This window comes from Chelatococcus sp. YT9 (genome assembly GCF_018398315.1).
GTDB lineage: Bacteria > Pseudomonadota > Alphaproteobacteria > Rhizobiales > Beijerinckiaceae > Chelatococcus.
This window is the reverse complement of sequence record NZ_JAHBRW010000001.1, coordinates 260,606-274,844: the sequence shown is the minus strand read 5'-3', so window position 1 is coordinate 274,844 and position 14,239 is coordinate 260,606. Positions and strand designations below refer to the sequence as shown.

Genomic DNA, 14,239 nt, shown 5'->3' with positions numbered 1-14,239 from the left:
GGTCTCCGAAATAGGCGGCAGGAATCGCCGGCGTCGTCGCGCCGGGCGTGTCAGAGTTTCGAGCGAGGATCGAAGGCATCGCGTAGGCCGTCGCCGAGAAGGTTGAGGCCGAGCACGCAAAGGATGATGGCGAGCCCAGGGAAGACGGTGATCCATGGGGCCTCGCGCATGAAATCCCGCCCCTGCGCAATGATCGCGCCGAAGGACGGCGAGGGCGGCGGCGGGCCAGCACCAACGAAGGAGAGCGCGGCTTCCGCGAGGATCGCAATGGCGAAGACATAGGTCAGGCGCACAATCAGCGGCCCGGTGGCATTCACCAGCACATGGCGGAACAGAATGGTGAGTTCGGCGACCCCCAGCGAGCGGGCGGCATCCACATAGTCAAGCTCCCGGCCGACGAGCACGGAGGCGCGGACGATGCGCGCCGTGTGCGGCATGGTCGCGATCGACAACGCAATGACGACATTTGTCAGCGATGCGCCGAGAATAGCACTGACCACCATGGCGAGCACGATTGATGGGAAAGCCATCAGCGCATCCATGAGACGCATGATCGGATTGTCCAGACGGGGAAAGAAGCCCGAGATCGCGCCGATGACGGTGCCGATGATGCCGGTGAGAACGACAGTCATCGCGCCGATGGCGAGTGAGATCCGGGCACCAACCATGACGCGAGAGAGGATATCGCGACCGAAGTGATCGGTGCCGAACCAATACACGCTGTTGGGCGCGGTAAGCCGCATGCGGGCGTTGCTGCGCAGGGGGTCGAAGGGCGCAAGGACGTCGGCGAAGATGGCAACGAGCGCCATAAGGATGACGAGCGCCGCGCCAACCATGAACGAGCGGCTGCGCAGGAGGCGGCGGAGGCTCGCTTGCCCCGGACTGACGCTTGGCCGCTCGATGGGAATGGCGACCTCAGCCATCAGGACAGCCTCACGCGTGGGTCAACCACCGCATAAAGAATATCGACGATAAGGTTGATGGAGAGATAGACGACGGCAAGGAAAAGAAGGCCCCCCTGCAAGACGGGAAAGTCACGGGAAGCTATGGCGCCGACGATCAGGCGGCCGATACCTGGTATGGAAAAGACCTGTTCAATGATGACTGTGCCTCCAAGCAATGCGCCGGCGACAATGCCGATCACGGTAAGAATAGGGATCATGGCATTTGGCAGGCCGTGGCGCAGCACGATGGCGAGACGCGACAGACCCTTGGCATCGGCGGTGCGGATGAAGTCCTGGTTCAGCGTTTCCAGCATCGACGCCCGCGCCATGCGTGCGATGAACCCGACCTGGACGAGCCCCAGCGTCAACGCCGGCAGGATAACCGTCCTGAGCCAGCCCAGCGGATCGGTGGTGAAGGGCGTGAAGCCGCCGCTCGGCAGCCAGCCGAGCGAGACTGCGAAGACGAGCACCATGACGAGGCCGAGCCAGAAGTCTGGAATGGAGAGCCCGAGCAGCGCCGTCGTCATCAGCGCCTGATCCGGCCAGCGATTGTGATAGACAGCGGCAACGACGCCTGCTGCGATGCCGGCGACTATCGCGATCACCAGAGCAAAGCCCGCAAGGGCGAGGGTGACGGGGAGGCGCTCCATGAGCGCGCCGGTGACCGACCTGTTGAGGAGGATGGATTGCCCCAGGTCGCCACTCAGCACGCGCCCGTACCACTCCATCATTTGCAGCGGCAGTGGCTTATCGAGCCCAAGCGCCGTGCGCAGCTTGGCGATCTGCTCCGGTGTCGCCGAGGCGTCGAGGAAGGCGGCCGCCGTGTCGCCCGGCACGAGCCAAATCAGGGCGAACGACATCAGCGAGACGAGCGCAAGGACGACGAATGCCCCCGCAAGCCGCCGGATGAGAAAAGCTGTCATGGCATGCTCATGGTCGGTGCGTCATCGCTAAGCGATGCCCCGGGTTCATCGTTTTGCGACGAGCCCGGGATGACCGAGGGATTGTTCCCGAATATCGAGGTGGCTACGGTTCGAGCCAGACACCCCACATCCGCGGGATGCGGTAAGGCTTGAAGTTCTTGAGCTTCGACGTGCTCGCCTGGAACACACCGTAGTTGCCGGCCTTCATGGCGACCGCGTTGTCGTACATATGGGCCTGGAACTTGTCGAAGATGGCCTTGCGCTTGCCTTCGTCCATTTCGGCGTTGAAGGCGATGGCAAGTTCATCGATGACGGGATCTTTGGCCTGTTGTGACAGACCGTTGACCCACGGCGCCATCACCGAACCGGGTCCCTCGTAGGGCTCGATGCCAAAGCCGTGGGTCCAGAAGGTCCAGCCTTGCGGCGTGAAGCCCATCTTCGACACCGTCGGCCAATCCGCGACCGAGATGTCGACATTGACGCCGATATCTTTCAACCGCTCCTGTAACACGGTCGCGGTGTCGATATTCGCGCGCAAATTGTCGACGATGAAGGTCAGCTTTTCGCCCTTATAGCCGGATTTGGCGAGTAAGGCCTTGGCTGCTTCGAGATCGCCCTTGTTATACTTGTCGCTGCCGGCTGTCGTATAGAAGGCCGAGCCCGGATAAAGCCAGCTCGGATCCATCTGGTAGATATCCGAGTAGGCAATACTCATGATATCTTCCATGTTGAGCGCCGCCTGGACGGCCAGCCGGAAGTTCTTGTCGTTCCCGGGCGCGGCACCCTGATTGAACTTGATCACCTGGAGACCGAACGGCACCACCTTCTCGACCGTGAAGCGCTTGTCCTCCGCAAGGCGTTTCGCCGTCGGGCCATCGACGGTCTCGTTGAACTGGATCTCACCCGACTCCAGCGCCGCCGTCCGCGCGCCGGCTTCAGGCATGAAGCGGAACGTGACAGTATCGAGAAAGGCTTCCTTCTTGCCCGCGAAGCCATCGCGCCCTGTTCCCTTCGGATTCGGGCTATAGCCGTCATAGCGCGCTATCTTCACATGGCTGTCGGGCTTGTATTCAACGAACTTGTACGGACCCGTGCCGATGATCTCGATCTTGCCGGCTTCCTTGGCCGCTTCACTTGCTGGATAAATGGCGATCGGCGCGCGGGGTGACGAGAGATTGTCCAGGAACGTGGCCTGAACATTCTTCAGCGTGATGGTGACCTCGTGCGGCCCCGTCGCCTTGATGCTTTCGATGGCTGAGACGAGCGCCGGTGACGCGCCGATCTTGCGGTACCGCTCGATGGAGGCCACGACGTCGTTGGCGTCGAGCTCCTTGCCGTTGTGGAACTTCACGCCCTTGCGGATGGGGAAGACATAAGTCTTGCCGTCGGGCGAAATGGTCACCCCTTCCGCCAGCTCCGGGACCGGCTTGGCGTTCTCGTCCCGCGCATAGAGCGTCTCGAAGATGTGCAAGGTTACGTTACGCGCCGCCTGCGCCGATGTAATCTGCGCGTCAAGCGATGGCGGTGCCTGGCTGATGCCAATGACGATATCGCCTCCCTTCGTCTGTGCGACCGCCATGGTTTGGAAAGACATGAGCACGGCCGCGACTGCGGCTGCCCCGAGAATGCTTCGCCTTCTCATGTTTATGTTCCCCTTCTGGTCGTACTCTTGCGCCGATGACATCAAGCTGCTGCGCGGGCTTCGTCGTAATCCTCCATAAGGACCGCCACCGCATCACCCCGCTGTACGCGGCCCGGCCCCGCCGACATCCACAAGACCCCATCGAGTTTATAACGGACCTCGATGGGCGCCCGATCGACATCTTCTACGAAGTGTAGGAGGCCGGCGAGCTCGCCCGCCTTGCAGACATCGCCCACGACATGCCGCGGCTCGAACAGCCCGTTTGCCGGGGCAAAGCTGTAGCCGGCCGCGTCACGAACCATCATGTGGCGGGTGCGCGGCGAGCCATCGCGCTGGCGGGTATCCGGTTGACCATCCATAAGTTCGAAATGTTTGAGGATATTGGTGAGTGCGCGATCGGCGATGCGGACGCCCTCGACATTCACGCGTCCCCAGCCACCGAGCTCCGTGCCGAGGGATAGGATGCCGCGCCGCTCCACTGATGAGGTGAGGGTCGCGCCTTCGTCGACACCCCAGAACACGACGTTGTAAGGAGCGCCAAAAGCCGATGCCGCCGCCATGGTGCGGTCGCGGAGCGCTCCATCTTTAACGTAGTGCATGTTGGTGGACAAGGCGGAATCGCCCGAATGACCAGCGGTATGCAAGTCAACGGAAATATCGACATGTGGTAGGATGATCGCATCCACGAAATGCGCCAGCATCTCTGAGAATGTTCCACGCGGATTACCGGGGAAGCACCGGTTCATGTCACGGTTATCCACAGGTGATAAGCGCGTATCATTCATTACGGCCGGCATATTGAGGGCCGGAATCATGATGACGCGCCCCTGAATAGTGCTGGGATCGAGTGAGCGCGCCAGTCGGGATACGGCAATCTGGCCTTCGTATTCATCCCCGTGCACGCCGCCCGTGAACAGCACGGTCGGTCCAGAGCCATTCTTGACGGATACGATCGGAATTTCGACAGTGCCCCATCCGGAGGTGTTCCGCGAAAGCGGCGCCCTCAGGTAACCCGCTTGTCTGCCCGTTGCGTCGAGATCAATGTCACATCGAATGCGGCTTTCAGTGGACGTCCCCACATTGCCCTCCTTGCTCTTATAATCGTATCATCGTATACGATTCTACGATAAGTCAAGTGAGCGATCGAGCAGTTACCGGGGTACGATGCAACATACGAGGACGAGCGCGGTTACGGAGCCCATGCGGCCGGCCGACACGGCCAATGCGGATTGGCAGCGGCTTCAGCCGCAAACCCTTGTCGATCTCGCTATCGAGGCGATCATTGCTGGAGCGTCCGCCGGCCTCATCCTGCCGGGCGATCGCATCGTGGAGGCCGAACTCGCGCGCAAGCTCGGGGTCAGCCGGGTGCCCGTGCGGGAAGCGCTGCGGCTCCTCGAAAGCCAGGGCGTTGTCGTCAACGAGCCATACAAGGGCATTCGCCTGCGTCCCGTGACCAACGAACGCGTGTCGGATCTCATCGAGGCACGCATCGCGCTGGAGGCCAGCGCAACCGCCCGCGCGGTGTCGGGCGGGCGCAATCGCGGGGCTCATCTTGATTTGCTGCGCAGCGCGGTCGGCGAGATGGAGTTGATGGCCGCGCGCGGCGACGCCTATGGCGTCGCGGTTGCCGACACCAGGTTTCATCGAGCGCTCTGTCTGCTGGGCGGCAACAGCGTGACGCTCGACCTTTGGGAAACGCTGGCCCGCCAGTTCACGATCATCTTCGGCCTCGCCACTTTCGGCAAGCCTATGTTCGGGGTCGTCGAGGAACATCAGGAGCTGCTCGCGATCTTCGAAGCCGGGGATATCGCGGCGATCAGCGCGACACTGGACGACCATATCACCGTGATGAACCACGCCATGGATTATGAGGCGATCATCGCTCGCCGGCGTGCCGAGAGGGAAGAACAGTGACCAACAGGGAGACGTCTCGTTCCATGCCCGTGCCTTCCACATCCGTAGCACGCCCCGCGGCCCTGCCGCCTTTCCGGATCACCCGCATAGAAGCCGCTCCATTGTTCGGCGAAAGCCCGAAGGGCGGCTGGTCGGCCGAGATCCGGCCGGACGACTCGATCCACGCGATCATTGCGGTCCATACCGACCAGGGCGTGACGGGCTATGGCAGTTCGTTCACGGATGGCCGGCTTGTGCAGGCGGGCCTCAAGGTGCTGGAACCGCTGTTCCTTGGCGAGGATGCGCTCTCCCCAGAATTCGTCAGCGAGAAGCTGCATCAGAATACATTCTGGATGGGCCGCGGCGGCACGCTGACCCACACCATTAGCGGCATCGACATCGCGCTGTGGGACATCCTTGGCCAGGCGACAGGCCTCAGCGTTGGCCGCCTTCTCGGCGGCAGCTACCGGCGGCGCGTGCAGCCCTATTGCTCGCTGCTGATGGAAGAGCCTGGGGCGATGCGCGATGTCATCGCCACCTACCGCGAGAAGGGCTTCACGGCCTTCAAGATCGGCTGGGGACCCTTCGGTCGCGCCCTCGATACACGTCTGGACGAAGCGATCGTGCGGGCTGCGCGCGAGGCAGCGGGCGACAAGGCCAAGCTTTTCGTAGACGCTGGCGCCAGCGATGCGCAATGGCCGCACGGCTTCAAATGGGCGAAGCGGACGGCAGAGATGTTGGCGCAGTTTGACGTGGGCTGGTTTGAGGAGCCCGTGCGGCCGGATGCGATCGATGACTATTGGGAGCTGCGCCGGTGCTCCCCGGTGCCAATCGCCGGTTGCGAGGTCATCACGCGGCGCCAAGCCTTCATACCCTGGCTCACGCGCGGCGCCGTCGACATCGTGCAGCCTGATGTCACCAAGGTCGGCGGCATTTCCGAGCAGCGCCGTATCGCCTGGATGGCGGACGATTTCGGCGTCAAATACATCGGCCATGGCTGGAACACCGCGCTTGGCCTTGCCGCGGACCTGCAGATGGCATCGGCGTTCCCCAGCGCCGATCTCGTCGAATTCATCGGTGGCAGCCCCTATGTGGATGGCATCCTCGCGGAACCTTTCGTCCTCGATGCGGAGGGCTGGTTGACGATCCCGGATCTACCCGGCCTCGGGGTCACCATCGATCGCGAGAAGCTCAGCCGCTATACGCCGGACGTGGGGCCATTGTTCGCCTGAGGGTGAGACGGCGGGGCTTCCGCCCCGCTATTCCGCTTGCGAGCGACGCTCTGCAATGGCGCAGGTCAAGTCTATCTCTTTAAAAGCGACGGCCACGGCGCCCAACTTCTATTAACCATTGTGACGTTCGGGTCGCTTCCGCGCATAATATTACATCAAGTACAGTTTTTCTGCTGGACGGACTGTCATGTTCTGCCACTACTGTCGCATTGGTCCCCATGGGACAATGCGGGCAGGGGTGGGCATATGGCGACTTCAGATGGTGGCGTGATAGATTTGACAACGCCCGCGGGTATTCTCGCGGTCGAACAGGTGGCTCGACTCTACAATGTGTATGTCGGGCGCGATCCGGATGCGGCCGGGCTTTCATTCTGGATGGATCTGTATAACGACGGAGTGTCGATCAACGACATTTCCAACGCGTTTTTCGAAAGCCCCGAATTTCAGCAGCAGCATCCGGGCGTCGATACCGACAACACAGTTTTTTTGACAGCGCTCTACCAGAATACATTCGGCCGCGCCCCCGATCAGGCCGGCCTCGACTTCTGGCTCAGCGCGATGCAGTCAGGCATGCCTGCGTCGCAGGTGGGCGTCGCCTTCGCCTCTTCCTCGGAAGCTGCGAGCGTGTCGGCCGCCCTTGGCACGATGACGCTGAGCGACATCAATGCCGATCGCATTCCCGATCTTGTTGTCGGTTCGGCAGCCGGTCCTCTCTCCTACGTCACGGTCTTTGACGGCAACAACGGCGCCGTGCTCCAGACGTGGCTGCCGTTCGGCGCCGATAACGTCGATGGTGTGGAAGTGGCCAGCGGCGATGTTGATGGTGACGGCTTCGATGATATTGTTGCTGTTTCACCCAGCGCGAACGGCGGCGGCCAGGTTCAAGTGCTGTTCGGTGGGGCCGATTATGCCTACACGGGATCGGCATATGGCGCGCCCAACCTGACTTTCACATCTTTTGCCGCGTTCTCGGGCACATATGGCGGTGGCATGATGGTCGCCGTGCGCGATCTCAATGGCGATGGTCGCGCCGAGATCCTCCTCACACAGACAGATCCGACTTCGGGCGAGACGTCGCCGGTTCAACTCCTCCAGCTCGACGCGGGCCGCAACGGCGGCCCGACCGACGTGACACCGAGCGGTCTCCTCGGCGATTGGTACGTGGCCGGTCATGGATTGTCCGCCGCCATGGGTGACACCGATGGTAACGGATTCGGCGAGATCATTCTGGGGGATCTTTCCGGCGCCGATCTCGCGGTCGTCACCGTCAATCCCGAGGATCTCTCCGTCGTGGGCACACGCCTGCTCCAGCCTTACGGCAGCGAATTCACAGGCGGCGTCGTTGCGACCGCGATCAGTGCGCAGCAGACGATCATCCAGTATCCGGACGGGCTTAGCTCTTCCACGCTCGAAGAGTGGGCTCTGCCGAACATTGGGCCGACGGACGCCCTTCTCCGCGGAGCCGGTGTACCGGGCGCGCTCATCGTCCACGCCAATGATCTCAATGCCAATCCACTCGAGATCCTGGCAGACGGCAGCACCCGCGCCATTCCGTGGGATGGGACGAGCCTTCCGGTCTTCGCTGGGGGCGGCGTGTTGTTCCCGCAGCCTCCTGCCGGCTCCGGCGCCAACCCGATCCTTCCCGGCGGGTCGGCGTCACCCATCCTCATCACCGGCGGTTTCGGCGGGACCGAGGTTTCACTCATGCGCTACGACAACACGAGTGGCGCCTGGGTCACCGTCGATAATTCGAGCAACGTGGTCGATGGGGAAACGGCCTGGACGAATCCATGGGGACCAGGCGCTGTCGAACAGTCATCCTCGACGCGTACCAAATACGGCCTCGTCCAGGTTGACCAGGTCTCTTACCATTCCCCCTATGTGGTGAGTTTCGGGTCAGTATCGGCCGACGAACTCGCTTCGCTGACGTCCGATTTCCAGTCTCACTTCCAGGGTGCCATCACGGCAACCGAGGCCTGGAACGAGAAATTCATCACGAGCCCCACTGCTGACGTCAACTCCTGGGGACCGCTGCCTCCGGGCGCATCGAACCCGGACGCCATGCCTTCGGATCTGTTCACGCCGAGCTTCACCTTGCCGGAAGGGGCGACGGAATCGGTCCAGGAACTGTTCCAGGCCCGCGTGATGGCGTCTGCATTGATGAACTACGGCATCGCCTATGAGCATCACCACGCTCCCACCTGGTATGCGTATGAGCCGGGATCGGATGAGGGGATGCTGCCGCAGGTGGCCTGGGGCGCAAGTGTATCCGGCTTCCACACCCAGGGCATGGACTGCACCGACTTCACGAGCTGGTACTACAACTTTGCGTTCGGTTTCTGGATCAACTCGGATACCCAGATCCAGGCCAACCAACTCACCGTCGATGTGGGCTGGCTCGGCAAGACGCTGACCGCCGAACGCGTGGCAGTGGCCACGGATATCTATGGTGCGGACGGACAGGCCACCGATGCCGAGATCCAGGCCTATCTAGAGGCCACGCTGCAGCCAGGCGACATCCTCTATATCTCGCCGACCCCTGTGAATGGTGATCCGAGCCATGCGACGCCTGGCCAGGCGAGTCATGCGATCACCTGGATGGGCGACTACGCGCAGCTCGCCGGCGGCGGCGGCAATTTCGTGATCGATTCCACGGGCAGCGAGTCATACGACAGCAACGGTCAGTACTACCCCAACGGCGTCGAAATCCGGCAGTTCGACGCCGAGACCTGGTACTTCAAGAACATCGTTGGTGTCACCCGCTGGTTGACTGCGGAGAACGTCGACACACTTGCCGACGGCCTCGGTTTCTCAGTCTGAGCTTCCGGCCGTTCTTGGCCATTTCGTGGCCCATCTTGGAAAAGCCCGGCGAATCTCGATCCGCCGGGCTTTTTTCAGACACTCGCGTGAGCGGGCATGAACTTGAGCGCCACGCCGTTGATGCAGTAGCGCAAGTAGGTTGGGGGCGGGCCGTCTTCGAACACATGGCCGAGATGGCTGCCACAGCGCGCGCAGTGCACTTCCGTTCGAGTCATCCCATGGCTGTGATCGACCGACGTCTCCACACTGCCGGGGACGGGATCGTTGAAGCTTGGCCAGCCCGTGCCGCTTTCGAACTTCAGGCTTGATTCGAACAGGGGTTGGTCACAACCCACGCAGGAAAACGTGCCGGCGCGTTTTTCGTGGAGCAGGGCGCAACTGCCGGGGCGCTCGGTGCCGTGGTCGCGCATGATGTAATACTGCTCGGGCGTGAGCAGCGCCCGCCATTCGGCCTCCGTCCGCGTGACTGGGAAGTGGGTGCTCGCCATGAATGACCTCCTGGATCAGGCATCAGACGCCGTTCCCGGAAAACGAAAATTCGGGGTCGGCGTCGGGTTGCTCTCAATCTGGTATGTCGCGGGCGAAATCGCAATGCGCGCACATCGCTGCGCTCGGGTCCCCGCTCACGGCCGCGCCTGGGCCGCGCGCGAGGGGCAGGGTGCAGGCTTATCCGCGAGTGGACGATCGGAAAAGCCGGGCGTCCGCCGGCTGCGACGCAACGCGCCACTGCCAAATCGCCCGGGCGGGCGTATGAACAGGCCGCACGCGAAACGCAATCCGCTGGCGTTCGAGCGTGAGTGTGTGCGCTCTGGGATGCTTACGTTATGAAGTGGGAACTCTTTCTCGGCCTTCCCCTGGTGGTTGCCGCCTTCGTCATGGTTTTCCGGTTCCTGTTCCACATGGATTGATGCATTGCCCAGGCCCATGATTCGGGCAGGCTCATGCGGCTGCCCGGATTACGGCCAGGCCAGTGCCATGTCCGCTGCCGCTTTGCGCAGGAGCCCCACGAGCGAGATGATGCGTTCGGGCGGAAGCCGTGATATCGGCGCCGCTACGCTCATGGAACCGACGAAGACATCCTCGCGAAAGATCGGAACGGCGACGGCGCCCACGCCGACTTCGGCCTCCTCGCGGGCGAGGCCATAGCCGCGCTGTCGCGTTTCGTCGAGCTCGCGCGTGAGGTCGGCGAGGTTGCGAATGGTGTTGGGCGGCGCATCCGCCCATTTGCCGAGGCCTGACGCGATGGCGATTCGCGCGGCGTCCTCCGGCGACAGCGTCGCGAGCCAGACCTTTCCGTTCGCCGTCGCGAAGGGAACGATGCGCTCGCCCATGTCCGGCTCGTAGACGAGCCCGGCCCGGCGCCCGCGTGCAGACGCCGTCCAGACCAGCGTTTCGTTCTGCACGGTGGTCAGGCGCACCAGTTCCTTGGTGCGTTGCGCCACGTCGTCGAGGATCGGCTGCCGCAGGTTCGCCGGATCGAGATGGGTCAGAAGACGCTGGCCGATCAGCGCCATGTGCAGCGTCAGGCTATAGCACTCGCTTTCCTGGCTTTGATCGGCCCAGCCATTGTCCACGAGAGACGTTAGGATCCGGTGCGCAGCACTTTTGGGGATATTCAGTCGATGGGCGATATCCGACAGCCGGATGGGCTCTTCCGCAAGCGCCAGAAGCTCCAGCATCGCCAGCACGCGGTCGACCGGTCCGCTGGGTGGCTCGCGACCGATGTCCTGGATCGAGCCGGATTTCCAGAGGCTTGTTTTTCCAGACAGCGCCGTCATGGCTAATGGGCCTCGCCGTGCAACACGCCGCGCGACAGGAAGATTTCGGTGATTTCCTCGGTTTTCTCAAGGAACTCCGGATCGCGGCGGGCTGCCAGGCCGCGCGGGCGCGCCATGTTGATCTCCATGATGCGCTCAATGCGGCCGGGGCGCGGCGTCATCACGATCACCCGATCGGCGAGCAGCACCGCCTCGTCAATGGAATGGGTGATGAACAGGATGGTCATGCGGTGCTTCAGCCAGAGCGCTTCCAGATCGACGCGCATCTGTTCGCGTGTTAGCGCGTCGAGCGCGCCGAAGGGCTCATCCATCAGGAGAAGACGCGGCTGTAGAAGCAGGGCGCGCGCGATCGACGCGCGCTGCTTCATGCCGCCCGACAGTTCGTGAGGATAGCGCTCGACGAAATCGGCGAGCCCCACGCTTTTCAGGAGCTCCAAGGCCTTGGCGCGCAGCGGTGCCTTGCTCTGGCCCACCATGTCGGCGGGAAAAAGAACGTTCTCCAGGATCGTGCGCCAGGCGAGCAGGACGTGATTCTGGAACACGATGCTCATGCCGGAGGGCGGTTTGGTCGAGGTATCGTCGAAAACGGTGATCTTGCCGGTGGTGGGCAGGGACAGACGGGAAATCAGCCGCAGCATGGTCGATTTGCCACAGCCCGAAGGCCCGACGACGGCGACGAACTCACCGTCGCCGATAGTGAGGTCGACGCGTTCGAGCGCAACAACGGGGGCGCCTGCCGTGCCGAAGGTTTTCGTAACCCCCTCGAGCGTAACGCCAGGACGATAGGGCGTGCCCGCAGGAACTGCACCCGCGCTCGTCGTGGCATCACGCGTGCTGGCATCGCTCATCCACTATCCTCCCTTGGCCGCGACCTGCGGCGCGAAAATTAACTTGACGGAACGTTGTTCCAAACAGAACTATGTTCCAGCAATAGGTCAAGCCCTTCGATGACGAAACGGCGCGCTCGGGAGGAAAAATTTGAAAGCGATGGGTGGTTGGATGCGCCAGCTGCAGACGGCGGCGAGCCTCGTCGGTGCCGTTCTGGCATGGGAACTGGCGGTGCGCGTCTTCAAGACACCGGAGTATATCCTGCCCGCGCCAAGCAAGGTGCTGTACGACCTGTTCCGGAACTATGCGGCCGTGCTGCCGGCCTCCTACTATACCATGCAGCCAATGGTGCTCGGCTTCCTTGTCGCGGTCGTGCTGGGTGTGCTGCTTGCACTGCTCGTGGTCTATTCGCATCTTTTCGAACGGATTTTCTATCCTTTGCTCGTTGTGCTGCAGATCATCCCGAAAATCGCGATCGCGCCGCTCTTCATCATTTGGGTCGGTTTCGGGCTGCCATCGAAAGTACTGCTCGTCTTCCTGCTGTCGTTCTTCCCGATCGTCGTGAATTCGATCGTTGCCTTCAAATCCATCGAGAGCGACGTTTATGACCTCGCAAAGTCTTATCGAGCTAGCAGGCTCAAGATCTTCTGGCGGGTGGAGCTGCCGAGCGCACTGCCTTCGCTGTTCGCGGGTTTCAAGGTGGCTGCCGCGCTCTCCGCGACTGCGGCGGTCGTTGCCGAGTTCGTGGCCTCGGACAATGGCCTCGGCTACCTGCTGCTGAACTACAACGGGAACCTCAACACCAGCATGACCTTTGCCGTCATTCTGGTGCTGAGCCTCCTTGGGCTTATTCTCTATGGTGTTGTGGAGCTCATCGAGCGGTGGGCCATTCCATGGCATGTGTCGCAGCGTCGTGATGATTTTACGGTCGGAAAGAGCGGGGTGTGAGCGCCAGCGATCCGTGCCGCAGCCTTTGAAGTGAGCCGGCGATGTATGTCGTCGTCCGTGAGAAGGCTCAGGCATAAGGGGCAGGTGTAGCGAAGCACTGGGCGAGGCGAGCAACTCGACGGCCGCGATGTACCCAGAATTTCAGACCGGTGACGGTCTATGTTCAGAGTCACAGATATAAATTCAGGGAGATACGTTATGGGGATGATGAAGCACACACGGCGCGGGATCATCGCGCTAGCCATAAGTATGGGCATGGGTGCGGCAGCGATCTCGCCGGCCGCCGCACAGGATGCCGTGAGCCTGCGCCTGAACTGGTTGCTCAGCGGCGTTCATTCGATTTTCTATTACGGCGTCGACAAAGGCTTTTACAGCGACGAGAAGATCAACCTCACCATCGGCGAGGGACAGGGCTCGGCGCGCGCGGTGCAGGTGACGGCGACTGGCGGCGATACGTTCGGCGTGGCCGATGGCGGCAGCGTGATCGCCGCCGCGACACGCGGCGCGCCGGTCAAGTCCGTGCTCGGCATCATGAACACCTCGCCTTACGGCATGTCTTTCCGGGCGGACTCCGGCGTCAAGACCATCAAGGACGTGGAAGGCAAGACGATCGGCGCCACCGCCGGTGAAGCCTCCATGGCGCTCCTGCCGGCCATCTGGAAGAACAACGGCATTGATCCCAGCAAGGTTCGCATCCTCAACGTCGATGGCCCGGGCAAGCTCGTGGCGATCCTCGAGAAGCGGGCTGACGGCATTCTGGCGGGCCTCGAAGGCCAGGTCATAATCCTGGAGCAGCGTGGGCTCGACCAGAAGGTGTTCTCCTTCGCCGAGCTCGGTGTGAACACGCAGGGGCTGACGATCGTCGCCAGCAACAACACCATCGAGAACAAGAAGGACCTCGTGCAGCGCTTCGTTCGCGCCACGGTGAAGGCGATGGAAGCCGCCAAGGCCGATCCCGACGCGGCCGTGGCGGCGGCCATGAAGGCACGCCCCGAGGCCGACAAGGGCCTCTTGAAAGCTCAGCTTCTGGCCTCGATCAATCTGATCCCCTCGCCGGAGGCGCCAAATCTGCCGATCGGCGAAATGGCACCGGCCGATTGGACGCGCACGCTCGACCTGATGAAGTCCTATCAGGACGTTTCCACGACCATGACACCCGAGAGCTTCTACACCAACGAATTCGTCAAGAAGTAGCAGCGCGATCCGCCGCATCACGCATGCGGCGGATCAT

Annotated in this window: 12 protein-coding genes; 5 read left to right on the top strand and 7 right to left on the bottom strand. The window is 62.2% G+C overall.

The window, feature by feature from the left end:
- Positions 1 to 50: 50 nt before the first annotated feature.
- The 4 genes from KIO76_RS01195 to KIO76_RS01180 all read right to left on the bottom strand — a co-directional run bounded on the left by KIO76_RS01195 (position 51) and on the right by KIO76_RS01180 (position 4,588).
- Positions 51 to 923 (bottom strand): ABC transporter permease, encoded by an 873-nt coding sequence (locus tag KIO76_RS01195; protein ID WP_213321098.1) that lies wholly within the window; start codon positions 921 to 923, stop codon positions 51 to 53.
- Entirely contained in the window at positions 923 to 1,867 is a 945-nt protein-coding gene (locus KIO76_RS01190; RefSeq protein WP_213321097.1) for an ABC transporter permease, read from the bottom strand. Before KIO76_RS01190 ends, KIO76_RS01195 begins: the two co-directional genes overlap by 1 nt.
- 103 nt (positions 1,868 to 1,970) lie before the next feature.
- Positions 1,971 to 3,509 (bottom strand): ABC transporter substrate-binding protein, encoded by a 1,539-nt coding sequence (locus KIO76_RS01185; protein WP_213321096.1) that lies wholly within the window; start codon positions 3,507 to 3,509, stop codon positions 1,971 to 1,973.
- 41 nt (positions 3,510 to 3,550) lie between these two features.
- Entirely contained in the window at positions 3,551 to 4,588 is a 1,038-nt protein-coding gene (locus KIO76_RS01180) for a succinylglutamate desuccinylase/aspartoacylase family protein (RefSeq protein WP_213321095.1), read from the bottom strand.
- 121 nt (positions 4,589 to 4,709) lie between these two features.
- Here KIO76_RS01180 and KIO76_RS01175 point away from each other — a divergent pair, with 121 nt between their 5' ends.
- The 3 genes from KIO76_RS01175 (at position 4,710) to KIO76_RS01165 (ending at position 9,454) form a co-directional block, all read left to right on the top strand.
- Positions 4,710 to 5,423: a GntR family transcriptional regulator gene (locus tag KIO76_RS01175; protein ID WP_213321094.1), complete on the top strand. Its 714-nt coding sequence runs from the start codon at positions 4,710 to 4,712 to the stop codon at positions 5,421 to 5,423.
- A 23-nt stretch (positions 5,424 to 5,446) separates the two neighbouring features.
- Positions 5,447 to 6,634, top strand: coding sequence for a mandelate racemase/muconate lactonizing enzyme family protein (locus KIO76_RS01170; protein WP_213321093.1), 1,188 nt, complete (start codon positions 5,447 to 5,449; stop codon positions 6,632 to 6,634).
- Positions 6,635 to 6,880: 246 nt separating this feature from the next.
- On the top strand, positions 6,881 to 9,454 hold the full coding sequence (locus KIO76_RS01165; RefSeq protein WP_213321092.1) for a DUF4214 domain-containing protein: 2,574 nt from the start codon (positions 6,881 to 6,883) through the stop codon (positions 9,452 to 9,454).
- A 74-nt stretch (positions 9,455 to 9,528) separates the two neighbouring features.
- Here KIO76_RS01165 and msrB read toward each other — a convergent pair whose 3' ends face one another.
- The 3 genes from msrB to KIO76_RS01150 all read right to left on the bottom strand — a co-directional run bounded on the left by msrB (position 9,529) and on the right by KIO76_RS01150 (position 12,080).
- Positions 9,529 to 9,942 (bottom strand): peptide-methionine (R)-S-oxide reductase MsrB, encoded by a 414-nt coding sequence (gene msrB, locus KIO76_RS01160; RefSeq protein ID WP_213321091.1) that lies wholly within the window; start codon positions 9,940 to 9,942, stop codon positions 9,529 to 9,531.
- Between the two features lie 468 nt (positions 9,943 to 10,410).
- The gene (locus KIO76_RS01155) at positions 10,411 to 11,232 is read right to left on the bottom strand and encodes an IclR family transcriptional regulator (RefSeq protein WP_213321090.1); all 822 of its coding nucleotides are present in this window, start codon (positions 11,230 to 11,232) and stop codon (positions 10,411 to 10,413) included.
- Positions 11,233 to 11,234: 2 nt separating this feature from the next.
- Complete coding sequence (locus tag KIO76_RS01150) at positions 11,235 to 12,080, bottom strand: ABC transporter ATP-binding protein (RefSeq protein ID WP_213321089.1); 846 nt, start codon at positions 12,078 to 12,080, stop codon at positions 11,235 to 11,237.
- A 151-nt stretch (positions 12,081 to 12,231) separates the two neighbouring features.
- Here KIO76_RS01150 and KIO76_RS01145 point away from each other — a divergent pair, with 151 nt between their 5' ends.
- Together KIO76_RS01145 and KIO76_RS01140 are read left to right on the top strand one after the other, a co-directional pair.
- Positions 12,232 to 13,008: an ABC transporter permease gene (locus tag KIO76_RS01145; RefSeq protein ID WP_249729430.1), complete on the top strand. Its 777-nt coding sequence runs from the start codon at positions 12,232 to 12,234 to the stop codon at positions 13,006 to 13,008.
- Positions 13,009 to 13,212: 204 nt separating this feature from the next.
- On the top strand, positions 13,213 to 14,202 hold the full coding sequence (locus tag KIO76_RS01140; RefSeq protein WP_213321088.1) for an ABC transporter substrate-binding protein: 990 nt from the start codon (positions 13,213 to 13,215) through the stop codon (positions 14,200 to 14,202).
- Positions 14,203 to 14,239 lie beyond the last annotated feature (37 nt).